At 68.3% G+C, this 19,317-nt stretch carries 19 protein-coding genes; 8 read left to right on the forward strand and 11 right to left on the reverse strand.

What is annotated here, in order from left to right; all coding sequences use genetic code 11:
- The gene (locus ACEUEL_RS04380) at nucleotides 1–132 is read right to left on the reverse strand and encodes a hypothetical protein (protein ID WP_405702539.1); all 132 of its coding nucleotides are present in this window, start codon (nucleotides 130–132) and stop codon (nucleotides 1–3) included.
- A gap of 193 nt (nucleotides 133–325) precedes the next feature.
- Between ACEUEL_RS04380 and ACEUEL_RS04385 the strand changes: the two genes are divergently transcribed.
- The gene (locus ACEUEL_RS04385) at nucleotides 326–1,006 is read left to right on the forward strand and encodes a superoxide dismutase (RefSeq protein ID WP_405702541.1); all 681 of its coding nucleotides are present in this window, start codon (nucleotides 326–328) and stop codon (nucleotides 1,004–1,006) included.
- Nucleotides 1,007–1,018: 12 nt separating this feature from the next.
- On the opposite strand, the gene ACEUEL_RS04390 is transcribed toward ACEUEL_RS04385, so the two are convergent.
- Nucleotides 1,019–2,263, reverse strand: a complete 1,245-nt coding sequence (locus tag ACEUEL_RS04390; RefSeq protein WP_405702543.1) for an MFS transporter — start codon at nucleotides 2,261–2,263, stop codon at nucleotides 1,019–1,021.
- Between the two features lie 95 nt (nucleotides 2,264–2,358).
- Here ACEUEL_RS04390 and ACEUEL_RS04395 point away from each other — a divergent pair, with 95 nt between their 5' ends.
- On the forward strand, nucleotides 2,359–3,246 hold the full coding sequence (locus ACEUEL_RS04395) for an aldose 1-epimerase family protein (protein ID WP_405702545.1): 888 nt from the start codon (nucleotides 2,359–2,361) through the stop codon (nucleotides 3,244–3,246).
- Nucleotides 3,247–3,271: 25 nt separating this feature from the next.
- Here the strand turns inward: ACEUEL_RS04395 and ACEUEL_RS04400 are convergent, their stop codons facing one another.
- The 4 genes from ACEUEL_RS04400 to otsB form a co-directional block, all read right to left on the reverse strand.
- Nucleotides 3,272–4,213 (reverse strand): sensor domain-containing diguanylate cyclase, encoded by a 942-nt coding sequence (locus ACEUEL_RS04400; protein ID WP_405702547.1) that lies wholly within the window; start codon nucleotides 4,211–4,213, stop codon nucleotides 3,272–3,274.
- Nucleotides 4,214–4,406: 193 nt separating this feature from the next.
- Nucleotides 4,407–5,822 carry an alpha,alpha-trehalose-phosphate synthase (UDP-forming) gene (locus ACEUEL_RS04405; RefSeq protein ID WP_405706562.1) on the reverse strand — a complete coding sequence of 472 codons (1,416 nt, stop codon included), beginning with the start codon at nucleotides 5,820–5,822 and terminating at the stop codon, nucleotides 4,407–4,409.
- The gene (locus ACEUEL_RS04410; RefSeq protein ID WP_405702550.1) at nucleotides 5,807–7,600 is read right to left on the reverse strand and encodes a glycoside hydrolase family 15 protein; all 1,794 of its coding nucleotides are present in this window, start codon (nucleotides 7,598–7,600) and stop codon (nucleotides 5,807–5,809) included. Before ACEUEL_RS04410 ends, ACEUEL_RS04405 begins: the two co-directional genes overlap by 16 nt.
- Complete coding sequence (gene otsB, locus ACEUEL_RS04415) at nucleotides 7,600–8,343, reverse strand: trehalose-phosphatase (protein WP_405702552.1); 744 nt, start codon at nucleotides 8,341–8,343, stop codon at nucleotides 7,600–7,602. The genes ACEUEL_RS04410 and otsB overlap by 1 nt, the downstream gene beginning before the upstream one ends.
- Before the next feature lie 222 nt (nucleotides 8,344–8,565).
- Between otsB and ACEUEL_RS04420 the strand changes: the two genes are divergently transcribed.
- Both ACEUEL_RS04420 and ettA read left to right on the forward strand, forming a co-directional pair.
- Nucleotides 8,566–9,081 (forward strand): cupin domain-containing protein, encoded by a 516-nt coding sequence (locus ACEUEL_RS04420; protein ID WP_405702554.1) that lies wholly within the window; start codon nucleotides 8,566–8,568, stop codon nucleotides 9,079–9,081.
- A 217-nt stretch (nucleotides 9,082–9,298) separates the two neighbouring features.
- Nucleotides 9,299–10,954: an energy-dependent translational throttle protein EttA gene (gene ettA, locus ACEUEL_RS04425; protein WP_405702556.1), complete on the forward strand. Its 1,656-nt coding sequence runs from the start codon at nucleotides 9,299–9,301 to the stop codon at nucleotides 10,952–10,954.
- A 36-nt stretch (nucleotides 10,955–10,990) separates the two neighbouring features.
- On the opposite strand, the gene ACEUEL_RS04430 is transcribed toward ettA, so the two are convergent.
- Complete coding sequence (locus ACEUEL_RS04430) at nucleotides 10,991–11,551, reverse strand: phospholipase D family nuclease (RefSeq protein ID WP_405702558.1); 561 nt, start codon at nucleotides 11,549–11,551, stop codon at nucleotides 10,991–10,993.
- Nucleotides 11,552–11,726: 175 nt separating this feature from the next.
- Here ACEUEL_RS04430 and tam point away from each other — a divergent pair, with 175 nt between their 5' ends.
- Nucleotides 11,727–12,503 (forward strand): trans-aconitate 2-methyltransferase, encoded by a 777-nt coding sequence (tam, locus tag ACEUEL_RS04435; RefSeq protein ID WP_405702559.1) that lies wholly within the window; start codon nucleotides 11,727–11,729, stop codon nucleotides 12,501–12,503.
- Between the two features lie 3 nt (nucleotides 12,504–12,506).
- Here tam and ACEUEL_RS04440 read toward each other — a convergent pair whose 3' ends face one another.
- Nucleotides 12,507–12,983, reverse strand: a complete 477-nt coding sequence (locus ACEUEL_RS04440) for a VOC family protein (RefSeq protein WP_405702560.1) — start codon at nucleotides 12,981–12,983, stop codon at nucleotides 12,507–12,509.
- Nucleotides 12,984–13,117: 134 nt separating this feature from the next.
- On the opposite strand from ACEUEL_RS04440, the gene ACEUEL_RS04445 reads away from it, so the two are divergent.
- Together ACEUEL_RS04445 and ACEUEL_RS04450 are read left to right on the forward strand one after the other, a co-directional pair.
- On the forward strand, nucleotides 13,118–14,347 hold the full coding sequence (locus ACEUEL_RS04445) for a lytic murein transglycosylase (RefSeq protein WP_405702562.1): 1,230 nt from the start codon (nucleotides 13,118–13,120) through the stop codon (nucleotides 14,345–14,347).
- 150 nt (nucleotides 14,348–14,497) lie between these two features.
- Complete coding sequence (locus tag ACEUEL_RS04450; protein WP_405702565.1) at nucleotides 14,498–16,225, forward strand: tetratricopeptide repeat protein; 1,728 nt, start codon at nucleotides 14,498–14,500, stop codon at nucleotides 16,223–16,225.
- 50 nt (nucleotides 16,226–16,275) lie between these two features.
- Here ACEUEL_RS04450 and prmB read toward each other — a convergent pair whose 3' ends face one another.
- Complete coding sequence (prmB, locus tag ACEUEL_RS04455; protein WP_405702567.1) at nucleotides 16,276–17,208, reverse strand: 50S ribosomal protein L3 N(5)-glutamine methyltransferase; 933 nt, start codon at nucleotides 17,206–17,208, stop codon at nucleotides 16,276–16,278.
- 166 nt (nucleotides 17,209–17,374) lie between these two features.
- Here prmB and ACEUEL_RS04460 point away from each other — a divergent pair, with 166 nt between their 5' ends.
- Nucleotides 17,375–17,656, forward strand: a complete 282-nt coding sequence (locus ACEUEL_RS04460; protein ID WP_405702569.1) for a hypothetical protein — start codon at nucleotides 17,375–17,377, stop codon at nucleotides 17,654–17,656.
- Between the two features lie 15 nt (nucleotides 17,657–17,671).
- Here ACEUEL_RS04460 and ACEUEL_RS04465 read toward each other — a convergent pair whose 3' ends face one another.
- Together ACEUEL_RS04465 and ACEUEL_RS04470 are read right to left on the reverse strand one after the other, a co-directional pair.
- The gene (locus tag ACEUEL_RS04465) at nucleotides 17,672–18,547 is read right to left on the reverse strand and encodes an SGNH/GDSL hydrolase family protein (RefSeq protein ID WP_405702572.1); all 876 of its coding nucleotides are present in this window, start codon (nucleotides 18,545–18,547) and stop codon (nucleotides 17,672–17,674) included.
- Nucleotides 18,548–18,549: 2 nt separating this feature from the next.
- Nucleotides 18,550–19,311: an SGNH/GDSL hydrolase family protein gene (locus tag ACEUEL_RS04470; RefSeq protein ID WP_405702574.1), complete on the reverse strand. Its 762-nt coding sequence runs from the start codon at nucleotides 19,309–19,311 to the stop codon at nucleotides 18,550–18,552.
- Nucleotides 19,312–19,317: the final 6 nt, after the last annotated feature.

A 19,317-nucleotide genomic window follows, 5' to 3' on the forward strand; every position in this document is an offset into this window, starting at 1 on the left:
TCACTCGCCGGGAAGCGGGTGGTTCTTGTGGCGCACGTCGCGGGTGCTGTAGTCGACCCAGGCGAGGGTTGCGGCGAAGCCGGTAAAGGCAATCACCACCAGAGCCAGGAAGGCAACGGTCTCAACGGGCATGGCGTCCTCCATCGTTTCGGCCATGCTAGCGGGGGCGGCGCGGGTGGCTTTGCGCTGGATCAAGCGGTCGCTGACGACATCCCGTCCGGTCAATTCGGCTTGAGGCGTTCCCCGCTGCCGAACGGGGCGTGGCATGATGCGTTGGCCTTCCGCGCCGCCCGCGGTGCGCCCCGTCGGCTACGTCCGGAGAAGCGTGATGATCGATCGCCGTACCCTGCTCGCCGCCTCGGGCGGCCTCCTTGCCGCCTCACTGATCGCGCGTCCGCATGTGGCACGCGCCGCCGCGCCGTTCCAGCAGCCGGCTCTGCCCTATGACGAGGCCGCACTGGCGCCGACCATCTCGGCGCGCACGGTGGGGCTGCACTACGGCAAGCACCACAAGGGCTATTTCGACACGCTGAACAAGCTCGCCGCGGGCACGCCCTATGCCGACCTGACACTGGAACAGGTCATCGTCCGGGCGAAGGACGAGAACGCGACGGCGATCTTCAACAATGCCGGGCAGGCGTGGAACCACAATTTCTACTGGCAGCAATTCGCCGGCGGGCCTGCCGCGCCCACGCCTGCGCTGGTCGAGGCCGCCACGCGCGATTTCGGCGGCATGGATGCGCTGAAGGCGAAGATGGTCGAGGTGGGCGGCGGGGTGTTCGGCACCGGCTGGGTCTGGCTGGTCGAGGACAATGGCAAACTCGCTTTGCTCGGCCTGCAGGATGCCGGCAACCCGATCGCCGAAGGGAAGAAGCCGCTGCTCGGTATCGACGTGTGGGAACACGCCTATTACCTCGACTGGGAGAACCGCCGCACCGCCCATATCAAGGCGGTGCTGGACGAGCGGGTGAACTGGGCCTTCGTGGGCGAGCGCCTCGGCGCGTGATGGGCCCTCGCGTCAGGCCTCGCGCGGCTCGGCGATGGGCCGGAATTCCGGCTCCGGCACGCTGACCATGCCGACCGGCGAAGCCGGCACCATCGGCTCCGACGGCGTCCGCCGCGCTGCCCGGCGCTCGCGCATCAGCTGCCACAGGGTGAAGCCGAGCAGGGCGCCATGGCAGGCCGCGGTGAACAGGAACAGCGCCCCGGGGCCCACCTTCGCCATACCGATCGAGGCGACCGACGGGCCGATGATCGAGCCGAGACCATAGACGAGCAGCACGCCCGCGGCGGTCTCCACCGCTTCGTGCGGCGCGGTCCGGTCATAGGCATGCGCGGCGGCGAGCGAATAGGCCGGCAAGGCGAGAGCGCCGAAGAGGAAGCCGACGAGCAGCAGCCCGGTCATCCCGGCCTGCAGCAGGCCGAGGGTGAGGCCCGCGATCACCGCACCGACCATCAGCACCGCCAGGATGCGGCGCCGGTCCATCCGATCGGAAAAGCGCCCGATCGGCCATTGCGCCAGCGCGGCGGCCACGACGATCACGCTCATCAGCGTCGCAGCGCCGTTCTCGCCCAGCCCGCGGCCGACGCCGAAGACCGGCCCGAGACTCCACAGCGAGCCATTGGTGAGGCCGATGACGAAGCAGCCCACCATGGCGACCGGCGCCGCCTTCAGCAGGCGCAGCGGGCGCACCCGCGCTGCCTCGATCGGCGCGGGCTGGCCGGTGCGGGTCATAGTGACCGGCAGGGTCGAGAGCGCGAACAGCATGGTCGCGACAAGAAACAGCTCGAAGCCGCGGATCGGGAAGGTGGTCACCAGCAGCTGGCCGGCGGTCAGCGCCACATAGTCGACCATGACATAGGCCGACATGACGAGGCCGCGCGTCTGGTTGGTGGCGCGGTCGTTCAGCCAGCTCTCGATGACGAGGTAGAGCCCGGCGAAGCAGAACCCGGTGATGCCGCGCAGCACGTACCACGGAACCGGATGGATGAGCAGCGGATGCGCCAGCATCGCCACCACCGCCGCCGCCGTCAGCGCGGCGAAGGCGCGGGTGTGGCCGGCCCGGCGCACGAGGCGCGGCACGATCAGGCAGCCGAGCACGAAGCCGAGATAGTAGAACGATCCCATGACGCCGAGGCTGACCGCGCCGAAGCCCTCCGCGGCACCGCGCAGCGGCAGCAATGTGCCCTGGAGGCCGGCGCCGGCGACGAGGAAGAACACGCCGAACAGGAGCGCGGCGACGGGGCCAAGAGTTTGGGCCATGATGGGAACCGGGGATCACGCAAGCTGGCGCGGGTGCGCCGAAGGACGCGATCGGTTAGACCGGAACCAAGGCGAAGTCGAGACGGTGAAACAGCATGACTGAGTTGTCGGTGACGTTGATGTCCGAGGGTCTCTCGGCCGAGGTTTCGGCGCAGGGGGCGGAGCTGGTACGGCTGCGCGATCGCGAGGGTCGCGACCTGCTCTGGAACGGCGATCCGGCGTTCTGGAACCGGCGGGCGCCGCTGCTCTTTCCCATTGTCGGCCGGCTGCCCGGCGATGCGCTGCTGCATGAGGGCGGGACTTACCCGATGACGCAGCACGGCTTCGCGCGGGACAGCGTGTTCGAGGTGTTCAGCACGGCGGAGGACCGCGCCACCTTCGTGCTGCGTGCGTCCGAGGCGAGCCGGCGGCAGTATCCGTTCGACTTCGAGCTCTCCGTCACCTATGCGCTGGCCGGCACCACGTTGACCATCACCGCCGATGTGCGCAATCCGGGGACGAGGGTGCTGCCCGCGAGTTTCGGGTTCCATCCGGCGTTTCTCTGGCCGCTGCCCTATGGCGGCACGCGCGCGGACCATCGCATCGTGTTCGAGAAGGCGGAGGTCGCTCCGGTGCATCGGCCGGTCGGGGGGCTGCTCTCCGCCGCGACCGAGCCGAACCCGGCGATGGAGGGCTCGATCGCGCTCACCGACGCGCTTTTCGCCGCCGATGCGCTGATCTTCACCGAGCTGCGCTCGCACCATCTCTTCTATGGCGTTCCCGGCGAGCCGGGGCTGGAGGTCGCGTTCCCCGGCATGCCCCATCTCGGCCTGTGGTCGAAGCGTGGGGCGCCCTTCGTGTGCATCGAGCCGTGGTTCGGCTATGCGACGCCCGAGGGCGACACGGCTGCCTTCGTGGACAAGCCCGGCCTCGCCCATATCGCTCCCGGCGCCGAGCAGCGTTTTGCGATGTCGGTGCGCTGGCTTCCCGACGTGGGGCGCTGAACGAGGACCCTGCGGGAAGCGCGGATCAGGCCCCCCGCGCGCCCATCAGGCGGTTCCGTCCGGCGCGTTTGGCGCGGTAGAGAGCGGCATCCGCCTGCGCGACGAGTTCCACCGGGCCCACCGCATCGCCCGCGAGCGTGGCGCAGCCCAGACTGACGGTCACCTCGACCGGCGCGGGATGCGCCAGTGCTGCCGCGGCGACCGCCATGCGCAGCGTCTCGCCGATATGGCTCGCGCCGTCGGCGTCGGTATCCGGGAGGATCACGGCGAACTCCTCGCCGCCATAGCGGGCAACCGTGTCATAGGGGCGGTGGACGATCTCCCGCAGGACGACCCCCATCCGGCGCAGCGCCGCATCCCCGGCGGGATGGCCGAGAGTGTCGTTCAGTCCCTTGAAGTGGTCGATGTCGACCAGCAGCAGCGACAGGGGCTCTCCGGTCCGGCGCGCCCGGCGCACCGCACGGTCGAGCGCGTCGTCGAAGCCGCGTCGGTTGGCGATGCCGGTGAGCCCGTCGATCTGGCTCAGGCGCTCCAGTTCGCTGTTGCGCTGGCGCAGGTCGATGGCGTCGATGGCGATGGCGGCGAGTTCGGTGAGCGGCTGGATGTCGAAATCCTGCGTCGCGCCGGCCTCCTCGCGCAGGACGCACAAGGAGCCGATCACCTCGCGATTCCCGGCGACCAGCGGCACGCCGGCATAGAAGCGCCAGGCGAGGTGCGCCACTGCCGGATGGCCGTCCAGTCGCGCGTCGCTCCTCAGGTCGCCGATGACCAGCGGGACACCCGTTCCCACCATCATGTTGCAGATGCTCATCCGGCGCGGGAAGCTCGTCGGCACGGCGTCCGAGCTGATCGCCTTCATCCACTGGTGCTCGGCGTCGATGAAACTGATGAAGGAGACGTCGGCCCGGTAAAACTGTTTGGCGAGGCGGGCCAGACGATCGAACCGCTCTTCGGGCGGCGTGTCCATGATGCCGCACGCGGCGAGGATTTCGAGCCGTTCTGCTTCGTTGGCCGGTGGCGGCGGCGGCGTCCACACGATGATCGGGTCCCCGATTGTCTCCTGACGGGCAACCTAATCCGGGCATGCGACGGCGATAAGGTATTTCGCCGCAGCTTCGCAGCGTGGTTAGCGCGCGATTGCGAGGGCAGCACCGGGCTATTCAGCCGGCGGCGCTCCGCGAGGTGTGGAGGTCGGCGATCATGTCGACGTCGCGGGCGAGATCGGCGAGGAAGCTGTCGCACCAGCCATGGATGGTGTTCGCCTCGACGTTCGCCATATTGGCGAGCCAGCGTTCGCGGCGTTCCTCGACCGGCATACGGAGCGCAGCATCGAACATCTCGGCCATGCCTTCGACGTCATAAGGGTTGACCAGCAGGGCGCCCGGCAGTTCGTCGGCGGCGCCGGCGAAGCGCGAGAGCACCAGCACGCCGGGATCCTCGGGATCCTGCGCCGCGACATATTCCTTGGCGACGAGGTTCATCCCGTCGCGCAGCGGCGTCACCAGCCCGAGCTGGGAGGCGCGGTAGATGGCGGCGAGCGTCGCGCGCGGGAAGGGCTTGTTGAGGTAGCGCAGCGGGACCCAGTCGAACTCCGCGTAGCGCCCGTTGATGCCGCCCGCCTGGGCTTCCAGCTCCTGCCGCAGCAGCTGGTATTCGGCGACCTCGCCGCGGCTGACGGGGGCGATCTGCATCATCGTCACCTGCGAGCGGTGCTCGGGAAAGGCGTCGAGCAGGCGATCGAACGCGGCGAACTTGTTCGGGAGCCCCTTCGAATAGTCGAGCCGGTCCACACCGATGGCGAGCTTGCGGCCCGCAAGGCTCATGTGCAGGCGCTCCATGTCGGCGCTTCCCGCCGCCTCCTGAGCGTCCGTGACGAAGGCGGCGGCGTCGATTCCGATCGGAAAGGCGGCAACGCGGAAGCGCCGGCTCTTCAGTCCCACCACCCCTCCGGGGGCGATCCAGCCCTTGGCCTCGGAGGAGATGTAGGTGAGCAGCGCCCGCACGTCGTGCTGGGTCTGCAGGCCGACGAGGTCGTATTGCGCGAGATCCTGCACCAGCCCGGCATGGGACGGCAGCGAATAGAACACTTCCGGCGTCGGCCAGGGGATGTGGTGGAAATAGCCGATCCGCCCCTCGAAGCCGAGCGCGCGCAGTTCCGCGGCCAGCGGGATGAGGTGGTAATCATGCACCCAAACGAGGTCGTCGGGCTTCAGCAGTGGGGCGAGCCCGCGCGCGAAGGCCTGGTTGACGCGCTTATAGCCCTCCCAGTCGGTACGCCGGAAGGAAAGCTGCCCGAGCCGGTAGTGGCAGAGCGGCCAGAGCGTGCCGTTGGCATAGCCGGCATAATGCGCGCGCTGGTCCTGCGGATCGAGCGTCTGCAGGGCGAAGGTGATCGGGCCGGCCTTGACCAGTTTCGGCTTTTCCGGCGGGTTGACCTGGGTTTCCCCGCTCCAGCCGAACCACAGGCCGCCGCGCTTGCCGAGTGCTTCCCTAAGGGCAACTGCGAGACCCCCGGCCTTGGCTCCGCTTTCACGGGGGGACGCCACCCGGTTCGATACGACTACGAGCCGCGCCAGAACGCTTCCTCCCATGTCTTCGACAGATGCATGGCGGTGTCGATGAGCCCCACCATCGAATAGGTCTGCGGAATGTTGCCCCACAGCTCCAGCGTGGTGTTGTCGATGTCCTCGGAGAGCAGGCCCGCCTCGTTGCGCCGCGCCAGCAGGCTCTCGAACATCTCGCGGGCCTCGTCGCGCCGGCCGATCAGGTTCAGCGCGTTGGCGTACCAGAAGGAGCAGATGGTGAAGGAGGTCTCGGGCAGGCCGAAATCATCCTCGCCGGCATAGCGCATCAGGTAGCCGTTGCGCTTCAGCTCGCGGCCGACCAGTTCCACCGTCGATATGTAGCGCGGGTCATCCGGCCGCACGAAGCCGAGATCGGCCAGCAGCAGCAGGCTGGCGTCGATCTGGCCGTCGACATCGGCGTCGAGGAACGACTTGTGCGCCTCGCTCCAGGCGAAGGAGAGGATGCGGGCGCGGATGGTCTGGGCATGGCCCTTCCAGAAGGCGGCGCGCTCGGGAAGCTCCAGCACGCGGGCGATGCGGGCGAGGCGGTCGCAGGCCGCCCAGCTCATCACCGACGAGAAGGTGTGCACCCGTCGCTTGCCGCGCAGCTCCCACAGCCCGGCATCCGGCTCGAACGCATATTCCACCGCGCGGGCGCCGACGCCCTCCAGCAGTTCGAACAGCGCCCGGTCGCCGCGCTGGGGCAGGCGCTGGTCGAAGAACATCTGCGCGGCGGCGAGGACGACGTGGCCGTAGCCGTCGTTCTGGATCTGCTCGGCGGCCTGATTGCCGACCCGCACCGGACCCATGCCGCGATAGCCGGGCAGGGAGGGGGCGAAACGCTCGTCGAGCGGCGTGCCCGGCACGATGGAGTAGACCGGGGCGAGGCGTCCCGTCGGCTCCGAGGCGATCACCGTCGTCAGATAGCGGATGTAATCCTCCATCGTGCGGGTGGCGCCGAGCAGGTTCAGCGCGCGGACGGTGAAGTAGGAATCGCGCAGCCAGCAGTGCCGGTAATCCCAGTTGCGGATGGAGTGGGGCGCTTCGGGCACCGACGTGGTGAGCGCGGCGACGATGCCGCCGGTCTCCTCATAGGCGCACAGCTTCAGCGAGATGGCGGCGCGGATCACCGCATCCTGCCATTCGAACGGGATCGAGAGGTAGCGCACCCATTCGTGCCAGTAGTCCCTCGTCTTCTCCTCGAAGCTGCGGGCGGTCTCGGTGAGGCCGGAGGCGAAGGGCTCGTCCGGCCCCAGCACGATCGTCGCCGGCCGGCTCAGCACGAAGGGGCGCTGCTCGGCGACATAGACGATCGGCAGGTCGGTGGTCGCCCGCAGCGCGAAGTCATCGCCGGCAAAGCGCATGTGGTTCGAGCCGCGCACGGGACGCGGGGTCTGCGCGCCCCAGCCGAAATGCGGCTGCAGGCGGACGGTGACGCGGCAGGTACCGGCCAGCGGCTCGATCTTCCGCACCAGCATGGAGGGGCGGTAGATACGGTCGAACAGCTTGAAGCGCGGGGCGAAATCGGTGATCCGCAGCTTCGCGCCCTGGTCGTTCTCGAGGATGGTCTCGACGATGGCGGTATTGGGCACGTAGCGGCGGGTGGAGGTGACGGTGCCCTCGAGCACCACCTCGAAATAACCGCCTTCCGGCGTCTCGCCGCCGAGCAGGGCGGAGAAGACCGGGTCGCCGTCGATGCGCGGCCAGCAGCACCAGGCGATACGGCCCTTGCGGTCGATGAGGGCGGCGATGGTTCCGTTGCCGATGGCGGCGAGATCAAGCGTCCCCATCAGGCTGCGCGCTCCGCGAGCGCCGCCACCGAGCCGAGCCAGTCGCGCACCTCGGCAGGACCCGCGAGGTGGAAATCGGCCTGCAGGGTCGCGCGCGGGCCAACGGCAACCGCCAGTCCCCCGGCGGCGCGAACGGCACGGAAGCCGTCTTCGTCGGTCACGTCGTCGCCGAGGAAGATAGGCCGGCGGCCCTTGAACAGGCCCGAACGCATGAAGGCGTCGACGGCGCCGCCCTTGTCGTAGCCGCCCTGGCGAACCTCGATCACGAAACGCCCCTTGAGGAATTCGACCTGGCTGTCGAGCCCGATGCCGAGCTCCGTCACCTTGGCCATGATGGCGTCGCCATGTTCGGGCACGGCGCGGAAATGCACCGCCAGCGACAGCGGCTTATGTTCGACATAGACGCCCGGCCAGAGCGCCAGTTCCCGCTCCAGCAGCCGTTCGAGCGGCGCCCGCCATTTCGGCGTCGGGATCGGCACGGCCGGCGCGTCCGGCGCGATGCGGATCTCGGCGCCGTGCTGGCCGGAGGCCGCGAGCCGCGCGGGCGTGAACTTGTCGTCCATCCAGGCGATGGTGCGGCCGGAGACCAGCGCGACCGCGCCCTTGAGCGCGCCCTGCAGCGAGGTCAGCAGGCCGGGCAGCGCCGGGGGGATGAACACGCCTTCCGGATGGGCCACGTGCTCGATGAGCGTTCCGTCGACATCGAGGAAAAGCGCCCAATCGGGCTCGGGAGAAGGGATCATGCCAGTTCCTGGTCCATTCCGCGCCGCCTGTCGTCAAGCCTATAGCCGCCGGAGGTCCCGCTCCGGAGGTATCAAGGGATGAAAGGCGTCGTGGTGCGCCGCAGCAACGAAACGCGCGGGATGGTGATATGTTCCCGTCGGGAACGCTCTTGTTTAGCGCAGCCCGTGTGCAGACGGCGCCTTCTGCCGGTCACGGGAGCCAGCGGAAGCCGGGACAGTCAGATGAGCCGAGCATTATCGTCCGACGACGTCATCGCCCTGCTCGGCCTCGAACCGGGCGCGACCTGCGGCTTCGTCCGCCTCACCTATGTCGCCCGCGACCGGATCGCGCCGGGCGGCCTCCCGGCGCCGTTCGAGGGCGGCCGGCCGATGGGCTCCGCGCTCTATTTCCTCGTCACGCCGCAGGCGCCGGTGCAACTCCACCGCATCCGCAACGACCAGCTCTATCATTATTATCTCGGCGATCCGCTGGAGGTGCTGCTGCTGCACGAGGACGGGTCCAGCGCGAAGGTCGTGGTGGGGCCGGACATCGCCGCTGGCCAGCGTGTGCAGCTCCTCATCCCCGGCGGCACCTTCCACACGGCGCGGCTGGTGGCGGGCGGGCGCTGGTTCCTCGGCGCCTCGACCGAATGGCCCGGCGTCGAGCCGCAGGATGTCGAGATCGCGACGGCGGACGCCCTCGCGGCGCGTTTCCGGGCGGTGGCGGAGGAGATCCGGACCTATCCGGTTCCGGCGTAGCTTGCCGTCGTCATCCCGGACGGCAGTAGGCCGATCCGGGATCGCCAGGTGCGTGTCGCCTTTTTCGCGATCCCGGCTCTGCGCTGCGCTGCGGCCGGGATGACGCAGGCCGGCTCGGGAAAGGCGCTCTACCCTTGCCGCCACAGGGTGCGAAGGCTACATAGCGGCCAATCCGTTTCACCATCTTCGATGGCTTCGCCGAGGAGCGCGACCGCGCATGGCTTCCTACCAGTACGTCTATCACATGCACGGCATGTCCAAGGCCTATCCGGGCGGCAAGAAGGTGCTCGACAACGTGCACCTGTCTTTCTACCCGAGCGCCAAGATCGGCGTGCTCGGCCCCAACGGCTCGGGCAAGTCGACCCTGCTCAAGATCATGGCCGGCATCGACAAGGATTTCACCGGCGAGGCCTGGGTCGCCGAGGGCGCGCGCGTCGGCTACCTGCCGCAGGAGCCGCAGCTCGACCCCAAGCTGTCGGTGCGCGAGAACGTCATGCTCGGCGTCGCCAAGCAGAAGGCGATCCTCGACCGCTACAACGAGCTCGCCATGAACTACTCGGACGAGACGGCGGACGAGATGACCCGCCTGCAGGACGAGATCGAGGGGCAGGGCCTGTGGGATCTCGATTCCAAGATCGACCAGGCGATGGATGCGCTCGGCTGCCCGGAGGAGGGCTCCGACGTCACCCGGCTGTCGGGCGGCGAGCGCCGCCGCGTCGCCCTGTGCCAGCTGCTGCTCTCGCAGCCGGAACTGCTGCTGCTCGACGAGCCGACCAACCATCTCGACGCCGAGACCACCAACTGGCTGGAAGGCCATCTGCGCAACTATCCGGGCGCGATCCTGATCGTCACCCATGACCGCTACTTCCTTGACAATGTGACGGGCTGGATCCTCGAGCTCGATCGCGGCCGCGGCATTCCCTATGAGGGCAACTATTCCTCCTGGCTGGCGCAGAAGACCAAGCGGATGCAGCAGGAATCGCGCGAGGACGAGGCCCGCCAGCGGGCGCTCGCCGCCGAGCAGGAGTGGATCGCGGCCTCGCCCAAGGCCCGCCAGGCCAAGAACAAGGCCCGTATCCAGCGCTATGACGAACTGGTGCGCAAGGCGTCCGAGAAGGCGCCGACCACCGCGCAGATCGTCATTCCGGTGGCCGAGCGGCTCGGTAACAACGTCATCAACTTCGAGGGGCTCTCGAAGTCGTTCGGCGACAAGGTGCTGATCGACAACCTGTCGTTCAAGCTGCCGCCGGGCGGCATCGTCGGCGTCATCGGGCCGAACGGCGCGGGCAAGACCACGCTGTTCCGCATGATCACCGGGCTGGAGAAGCCCGATGCCGGCACGATCACCATCGGCGACTCGGTGAAGCTCGGCTATGTCGACCAGAACCGCGACGCGCTCGACGACAAGAAGACCGTCTGGGAAGAAGTTTCCGGCGGCAACGAGGTGCTCTATCTCGGCAAGCGCGAGATCAATTCGCGCGCCTATTGCGGCGCCTTCAACTTCAAGGGGCCGGACCAGCAGAAGAAGGTCGGCATGCTCTCGGGCGGCGAGCGCAACCGCGTGCACCTCGCCCGCATCCTGCAGCAGGGCGCCAACGTCCTCCTGCTCGACGAGCCGACCAACGACCTCGACGTCGAGACGCTGCGCGCGCTGGAAGAGGCGCTGGAGGACTACGCCGGCTGCGCGGTCATCATCTCGCATGACCGCTTCTTCCTCGACCGCATCGCCACCCACATGCTGGCCTTCGAGGACGACAGCCATGTCGAGTGGTTCGAGGGCAACTTCCACGACTACGAGGAAGACAAGAAGCGCCGCCTCGGCGTCGACAGCATCATCCCGCACCGGATGAAGCACAAGAAGCTGACGCGCTGACCATCTGCGGCCGGCCCCTGCGGGCCGGCCTCTCCCTCATTGCGGCCCCGCGCCCGGATCGAACGGGCGTGACAGTTCGCGCCGACCCTGCCAGTTCGCGCCGTACCAGCCCGCGACTTCCGGGCTGGTGATGAAGGTGACGTTCTCGACGTTCTTGTGGTCCGAGGTGCGGGTGTAGTTGTACGAGCCGCCGATCACCTCGCGATCGTCGATGATGATCAGCTTGTTGTGGGCGGTGTGCGGCCGGTCGTCGATCCATACGGGTATGCCGGCCTTCTGCATCGCGAGGGCGGCGGCGAAGCGGGGCTTGCGCTCCCGGTCGGCGTCGCTCTTGTCGAGCACGATCTCCACATCGACGCCCCGCTGCCGCGCCGCCGCCAGCGCCTTGAGGATCGGCGGCGCCGAGAACCCGTAGGCCTGCACCCGGATCGTTTTCTGCGCACCATCGATGGCCGCCACGATATCGTCCGAACATTCCTGTTCGGGCACGAAGCAGACCGCCACCTGCGCCTGTGTCGGGCCATGCAGCGGCGCCGCCGCCGCGCTCCCGGCGACAATGGCCGCGCCGAGCGCCGCCAGCCACAATCTCGAAGCCATCCAATCCTCCTCTGTCCGGACGGGGGCTGTGCCACAGGGGCGCCGCGCCGGCTCGGCCGTGATGGCGCGCCGCAAGCAAGGCATTCTCTTGACCCGCATGCGCGCAGAGCGCACGCGGTTGGTCCGCTCGCGGAGATTTGCGATGCTTCGCGCCCCTCAAGGAGAGTCCTCACGCATGCGATCCTCGTCCGCCGACTGGAACCCCTCGCTCTATCTCGAATTCGCCGACGAGCGCACGCGCCCCTCGCGCGACCTGCTGGCGGCGGTGCCGCTGGTGGCGCCGCGCCGGGTGGTGGACGTCGGCTGCGGGCCGGGCAATTCGACGGAACTCCTCGCGGCGCGCTGGCCGCATGCCGCCGTCACCGGCATCGACTCGTCCCCGGCGATGGTGAAGCAGGCGGCCGAGCGACTCCCCGCCGCCCGGTTCGAGGTGGCGGATATCTCGATCTGGACACCCGAGCCGGGCACCGATCTCATCTTCGGCAACGCCGTGTTCCAGTGGGTGCCCGACCACCCGGCGGTGCTGCGCCGGCTGATGGCGTGCCTGCCGGAAGGCGGCGCGCTCGCCGTGCAGATGCCGGATAATGTCGGGGAGCCCTCCCACCTCTTGATGGCGCAGACGGCGGCCGAGGGGCCGTGGGCGCCCAAGATCGCCGGCGCGGCGCGCGAGGTGCTGCCGTCGGTCGGGGCCTATTACGACCTGCTGCGGCCGCTGGCCCGCAAGGTCGAGATCTGGCACACGCATTACCACCACGCGCTCGCCGGTCCCGACGCCATCGTCGACTGGTTCCGCTCGACGGCGCTGCGGCCCTATCTCGACCGGCTCGACGAGGCCGAGCGCGCCGCCTTCCTCGCCGATTACCGCGCGCGCATCGCGCAGGCCTATCCGGCCCGGGTCGACGGCAAGGTGCTGCTGCGGTTCCCGCGCCTGTTCATCCTCGCGGTGCGCTGAGGCTCAGCCTTCGACCGCGCGGCGGAGTATGGCGAGATCGATCTTCTCCATCTGCAGGATGGCGGTCATGATGCGGGCGGAGGCGGCGGGATCGGAATGGCCCTTTTCGACCACTTCACTGTTGTTGACCTGCCAGGAGAGGCCGAAGCGATCCTTCAGCCAGCCGCAGGACTGGTACGAACCGCCCGCGCCGAGCTTCTCCCAGTAATAGTCGATCTCCTCCTGCGTGGCGCAGTCGATCATGAAGGACGTCGCCTCGCTGAGCTTGAAGGTCGGGCCGCCATTGATGGCGCCGAAGCTCACGCCGTCGAGTTCGAACAGCACGGCGAGCACGCTGCCCGCCGGCCCGGCACCGCCCTCGGCGTTGTGCGCCACGGTGAGGATGCGCGAATTCGGGAATACCGAGACATAGAAGCGGGCCGCCTCCTCGGCGGTGCCGTCGAACCAGAGCCAGGGGGTGATCTTCTGCTTCAATCCCATGCGTCGCTCCTGCATCTGGGGGCACCGACCGCGTCGGCCTTCCCAAGGACGGTTCGTGTCGGCGGGATCCGACACGCGAAGCTGTGATGGCGCGGCGATTTTCGCATCGGCAGCGGCTGGGCTAAGGAAGGGGCATGCGCATGATGATCCGCCTCCTTGCCTGCCTCGCCCCCCTGCTGGTTGCCGGCAGCCCCGTCACCGCCCGTGCCGACGCGGCCTTCGACCGCTGGATCGCCGCGCAATGGCCGGCGGCGCAGGCGATGGGCATCTCGCGCGCCACCTTCGAGCGCGAGACGCGCGGGCTGGAGCCTGACTATACGCTGCCCGAACTCGCCATTCCCGGCAAGCCGCAGAAGCCCGGCGTGCAGGCGGAGTTCGTGCAGACGCCGGCCGCCTATCTCTCCGACAAGGCGATCGGCAATTATGCCGCGCGCGGGCGCAAGCTGGCGGCGCAGTACCGGGCCGAACTCGCCGCCATCGAGCGGCAGTTCGGCGTGCCGGGCTCCATCCTGCTCGCCATCTGGGCGCGCGAGACCGCCTATGGCGGGGCGAAACTGAATTACGACGCCCTGCGCGTGGTGGCGACGCAGGCCTATGTCGGCCGCCGCAAGGAGGTGTTCCAGGCCGAATTCCTCGCCGCACTGAAGATCCTCGACGAGGGCCACGTGACGCGCGCCGAGATGAAGAGCTCCTGGGCCGGGGCGATGGGGCTCACCCAGTTCATGCCCACCGGCTATCTGAAATACGGCGTCGACCTCGATGGCGACGGCACCGCCAATATCTGGACGTCGGTGCCGGAAGCGCTGGCGGCGACCGCGAACCTGCTGCGCGCCGAGGGTTGGCAGGGCGGCAAGCGCTGGGCCTACGAGATCACCGTGCCGGCCGGCTTCGACTGCACGCTGGCCGAGCCCGACGCCGCACTGCCCATCGGCGACTGGCTGAAACGCGGGGTGAAGGTGGCGGACGGGCGCCGCATCCCGCCGGCAGCGATGAAGGACAGCGCCTCCATCATCATGCCGGCCGGCCCCTACGGCCCGGCCTTCCTCACCCCGGCGAACTATTTCGTGCTGAAGGCCTACAACTTCGCCGATCTCTACGTGCTCTATGTCGGCCATCTCGCCGACCGGATCGAGGACGACCGCCCCTTCGCGAGAGGGTGGCAGGACATTGCGCTGGTGAAGACCGCCGACCTCGAATTCATGCAGAAGGTGATGACGCAGAAGGGCTTTTACGCCGAGAAGATCGACGGCAAGGCCGGCATGAAGACCCGCGCCGCTCTCGGCGCCTACCAGAAGGCCAACGGCCTGCCGCTGGACTGCTGGCCGGACGCGCAGGTGCTGGCGCACATGAAGCGGGGCGGGTGAGGGGTATCCGGCGGGGCGACACGGTCCGCGATCCACCGTCCCGCCTGTCACCGGCCACGCCCGCCCGTTTGGGTGCCGGAGAATGGTAACCTCTTGCGCCTGTGCGGTATCCGAGCCAGAGTTCGGTGCTGGAACCACAGGTTGCCGAATATGCGCCTTGCGTCTCGTTTCGTTCTTGCCGGCGCGGTCATCCTGCTGCCTGCGTCCGCCCTGGCCGATGCGGCCGGCGATTGCCGCAGCAATTTCTCGGGAAAGCGGATCAAGGGCTGCACGGCTCTTATAAACGCCGCGAAACCCGGCGCGTCCATCGCCTGGGCCTACGACAACCGCGGCGAGGCGCACCTCGCGGACGGCCGCTTCGAGGCGGCCCTGCGGGATTTCGACCACGCCATCACCCGCGATCCCCGCAGCGCCGAGTTTTATGTGAATCGTGCGGCGGTGCAGATCGAACGCGACGCGCTCGATCTTGCCCTGCAGGACCTCGACCGCGCGGCGGCGCTCAAGGGCAAGGACGCCGAAATCCGTTATGTACGCGGCCGCGTGCTGTCGGCATTGGGCGAGACCCAGAAGGCGAAGGCCGAGTATGACGAGGCGATCGCGCTCGATCCCTCGCTGGCGCGCGCCTATTCTGCCCGCGCCCGCCTGTTCGTGCGCGAAAAGGAGCTGGAGCGGGCACTGAAGGATTTCGACTACGCCATCGCGCTCGATCCGAAGCTTGCGGGCGCCCATTACGGGCGCGGCGATGTGCTCGATCGTCAGGACAAGCTGGACCTCGCGCTGCGCAGCTACAGCAAGGCGATCGCCCTCGATCCGACGGTGGCGCTCTACTATGTCGACCGCGGCAATCTCTACCGTCGCCAGAAGGACTATGTGCGCGCGCTTGCCGACTTCGAGAAGGCTATCAAGCTCGATGAGGGGTCGGTGGATGCCTATGTCGGGAAGGGCCGCACGCTTAGCCTGCTGCGGCGCTACCGTGACGCGGCGGGAGCATTCAGCGTGGCGTTGGCGTTCGATCCGAAGCGGGCCAACGTCTTCAGCCGGCGGGCGTTCGCGCTGCTGCAACTGCGCGACTATGCAGGGGCGCTGCGCGATTACGACATGGCGATCCTCATCGCGCCGGATGACCCAGACTATGTGATCAGCCGGGGCAACGTGTATGTCGATGCCAAGGACTATCCGAAGGCCATCGTCGAATATGAAAAGGCGATGAAGCTCAAGCCGGCCTATGCGCGACCCTATGGCAGCCGTGGCCGCGCCTATGTGCGACTTGGCAGCTTCGATCTCGCCTTTGCCGATTTCGAGAAGGCCCTCCAGCTCGATCCCAAGGACGAGGTCATCTATTTCCGTCGTGCCTACGCACATCAACGCAAAGGCGATCTGGCCAAGGCCATCGCCGACTACGACCGCGCAATCGAACTCGATCCCGACTATGCCGGCGCCTATAACGGCCGTGCCGAGGCGCATTTCCTTGCCGGTGACAGGGGCAAGGCCCGGGCGGATTTCGACAAGGCGATCAAGCTCGATCCAACTCACACGGACGCCTTCAACGATCGCGCGGATTTTCTCATGAAGACGGGCGACCTGAAGCAGGCGCTGCGCGATGTCGAGCAGGCGATCAAGCTCGATCCCGATGACGCCGTCGCTTATGTCACACGCGGGGAAATCCTGCAGCGGCAGCGCAAGTTCGACCAGGCGCTGGAGAATTATGACCGGGCGATCAGCCTGGATGCCCGGTTGCCCGACGCGTTCCGCCACCGGGGCAACCTGCATCGCGACATCGGCGATACCGAGCAGGCGATCCGCGACTACACCCGCGCCGCCGAACTCGAGGCGCCCGCGACGGCGGAGGCTCCGAAACTGCGGCAGGACGATCTTTAGCCGGTCCGCCGCGCGGCGCCGTGTGTCGGCCCGACTTCAACCGGCCGCTTTCAGCGCCGTCGCCGTGTCGCTGGCGGAGCCTCGAAATCCCTCGCATTGACCCAGAACACCTCGCCCTCGCTGTCCTCGGTGTCGAGCCAGAGGAAGGGAAGGTGCGGATATTCCTCTTCCAGTATCTCCTTGCCGGTGCCGATCTCGCAGATGAGGCCGCCGCCGGCGTTGAGATGATCTGGGGCGCCGGCGAGGATGCGGCGGACGATGTCGAGCCCGTCCGGCCCGCCGGCCAGGGCCATCTCCGGCTCATGGCGGTATTCGGGCGGCAGCGCTGCCATCACCTGCGCATCGACATAGGGTGGGTTGGTGATGATGAGGTCGTAGCGGCGCCCGCCGAGCGGGGCGAAGAGGTCGCCCTGGTGCAGCGTGATGCGCCCGACGAGGTCGTGCTGCGCGACATTCTCGCGCGCGAGCGACAGCGCCTCCGGCGAGAGATCGACGGCGTCGATGCCCGCATTGGGAAAGGTGAGCGCGGCGAGGACGGCGAGGCTGCCGCCGCCGGTGCAGAGGTCCAGCACGCTCTCCACCTCCTCGGGCGGGCCGGCGAGGCTGAAGCCTTCCTCGCCCGCGACGAGATCGCCGGCGAGCAGTTCGCCGATGAAGGAACGCGGCACGATGGCCCGGGCATCGCTGCGGAACGGCACGCCGCGGATATAGGTCCGCCCCAGCAGATAGGCGACCGGCTGGCGCGTTTCGCAGCGACGACTGATCAGACTATCCACCTCACTGCACTCACTGGTCGTCAGCCGGGCGTCGAGCCAGGGGGCGAGATCGTCGACGGGGAGGTGCAGCGCCTCCAGCACCAGGAAGGCCGCCTCGTCCACCGCGTTGGTGGTGCCGTGGCCGAAATGGATCCCGGCGGCGTTGAAGCGGGTGACGGCGTAGCGCACGAAGTCGCGTACGGTCTTCAGTTCATCGGCCGCCGACATCCGGACCTCCCATTGGCTCGCCGTGCCTGCGACAGCACGCCAACGCGCCGAATGCAAACGCAAAATCGCCTGCGCACAGAAGCTGTTGCGCGGGCGGCTTGATTGCGGCGCGGAAGGCGCGTCTATGGAGCGGCACGCGCATGCGTGGCGAAGCGAGGGGGCGCAGATGGCGGAGGCACCGGCGGACGAGATCACGCTGCACATCGACCGGGCGGTCGCGCTCGTGCTGTTCGAGTTTCTGTCCCGGACCGTCGACGACGAGGACGGCGAGGCGGTGGCCGATTTCGTCGATGACGAGGCGGAACTGCCGGCGCTGTGGGCGCTGCTCGCCTCGCTCGAGGCGATCCTCAACGAGCCCTTCGACGACCATTACGAAAAGCGCCTGCGGATCGCGCGGCGCGTGGTCACCGAGCGCTTCGGCGGCGCGTTTTCGGACGACGACGGCTGAGGCGCCGGCCACCCCTTACAGATCGGCCGGCGGGGCCACCTGCGGAGGGGCGGCGGCGGGCGCCGCGGGAGCTGCCGTCACCGCCGCGGACTTCGCCACCGTCGCCGCCCGGACGGCGGGAGGCTGGGCATCGGCGGTGCGCTGCTGCGCATTGACGCTGGCCATGATCGACTGCGCCAGATCGCGTGCAAGGCAATCGTAGCTCCAGTCGTTCATATGGAAATTGTCTTTCGCGAGAAAGGCTTCGAAGGCCATTCCGGCGCGCTCGTGCCAGTTCTGCATCAGCGCGAAGCGGTGGAACACCGGCACGCCCTCGGCGTGGGCGACGGAATTCTGCAGCGCGACCATGGCGGCCGTGTCGCTGTCGGCCAGAACGCGGGGAGCGTATTGCGGGTCGATCAGCAGGAAATCGGCGCCGAGCGTGCGGGTGCGGGCAATGGCCTGGCGCAGGATCGTCTCTGCCGTGGACAGCCCGTTGTCGCGGAAGAGCGCGTTGACGCCGCCCTGCCAGATTACCAGCGTCGGTTGCAGCGCCGCCACGTCCGTGTCGAAGCGGGCGAGCATCTCCGGCCCGTCCTGGCCGTTGATGCCGCGGTTCACCACGGTAATGGAACGGCCGGGAAAGCGCTCGCGCAGCGCGGCTTCGAGCCGGCTCGGATAGGCGGTCTCTCGCGAGGTGGCGCCGGCGCCGGCCGTCGACGACGAGCCGATGGCGACGATGCGCACCGGCTCGCTGCCGGCGAGGCGCGCGGCGAGCCGGGGCAGGGGGGCGTCCAGCCGGGTGAGCACGCCACCCGCGGGACAGGCGATGGCAGCGGGGCCGGCAGCCATCGACGGCAGGCCGAGCGCGAGAAGGGCGGCTGCGGCGGCTGCCGGCAGGAAGATCTTCATGTTCAGCGGGATCCAACCGTCTTGGGGGTCACGCCATTGACGATCATCGTCGTCACCAGGCGGCCGATGCAGCGATGCACGTTATCGAACAGCGCCGGGTCGGGGCGCCATTCGTCGAGATCGAAAATATCCTCATCCGCCCAGTAGCGCATCAGGGCGTAGCGATCAAAAAACAGTGCGTCGTTGGTGCGGCTCACCCAGCGCAGGGTGGAATTGTAGGGGGAAGCGTCGAAGGCGAATTCGGTCCGCGGGCTGTATTGCGGGCTCATCACGAGAACGTCGGCATTCGCCGCCTGCGCCTGGGCGATGCCGTTACCGACGGCGCGGGCGAAGCTGTCGAGATCGACGCCTCGGATGGCGTCATGCGTTCCGGTCTGCCAGATCACCAGCGCCGGACGGGTCTCGGCGAGGATGCCGGGGAGAGCCGCCGCAAGGTCCGGAGCCGTAAAACCGGGTTCGTTTCGGGTCAGCACGCGCACGCCGCCATTGGGGTAGCGGATGCGAAGGCCTTCCTCGACATAGCTGGAGAAGCGACGGGGCGCCGCATCGGTGCCGGTGGCGGCCTTGGGCTTGGCGGAGCTGTTCACCACCAGGATCGTCGTGGGTGTCTTGTCGCGCAGCGCCCGTGCGAGGTGGGGAAGCTCGAATTCGGCGCGCGTCAGCTCGGAAGGGGCAGTGCAGGCCGGTTCGCCCTCGGCGCGCGCGAAGACCGGCGCCAGAGCCAGCGCCGCTGTCAGCAAGAGGCCGAGAATCCTCGCTCCCATCCGACC

Origin of the sequence: Ancylobacter terrae (genome assembly GCF_045108345.1) — a bacterium.
Classification (GTDB): Bacteria; Pseudomonadota; Alphaproteobacteria; order Rhizobiales; family Xanthobacteraceae; genus Ancylobacter.